A 405-nucleotide genomic window follows, 5' to 3' on the forward strand; every position below is an offset into this window, starting at 1 on the left:
CGTCCACCAGCGGCGTCACCTTGCGCGCCAGTTCGGCGATGCGCGCCGCGTCCGCACCGGAGGGCACGTCCGGCGCCACCTTCTCCGGCTTCACCGCCGCATCCGCGGGAGCGGGAGCCCCGGACGTCGCGGGCCCGGCGTTGGCCTGCGTGCCGTCAGTGGGAGGGGCACCCGGCATGCCCGTCGCGCCGGCCGGGGTGGTGGCGTCCGGAGCGGTGGCGGTGGGAGGAGGGGTTTCCGACGGCGGCTGCGGCTGCGGAGAGCTCGCGCAGGCGGACAGCAGCGTGACGAGTGCGAACAGGAAGGAGCGCATGGCGCTGCAAGCTATAGCGCTGCTCTGGCGGGCTGCATTCCGGCGTGTCGGGCGTCTGTCATGCCCCGCACAGGGCCGCGCTCAATCCAGGT

Annotated in this window: 1 pseudogene; it reads right to left on the reverse strand. The window is 74.3% G+C overall.

Features of this window, described 5'->3' with window-relative positions:
* A pseudogene (locus HUA78_RS45795) lies at positions 1-313 on the reverse strand (hypothetical protein); the annotation flags it as partial.
* Between the last annotated feature and the right edge of the window lie 92 nt (positions 314-405).

The organism is Myxococcus sp. CA033 (assembly GCF_013336625.1).
Taxonomy (GTDB): Bacteria; Myxococcota; Myxococcia; order Myxococcales; family Myxococcaceae; genus Myxococcus; species Myxococcus llanfairpwllgwyngyllgogerychwyrndrobwllllantysiliogogogochensis.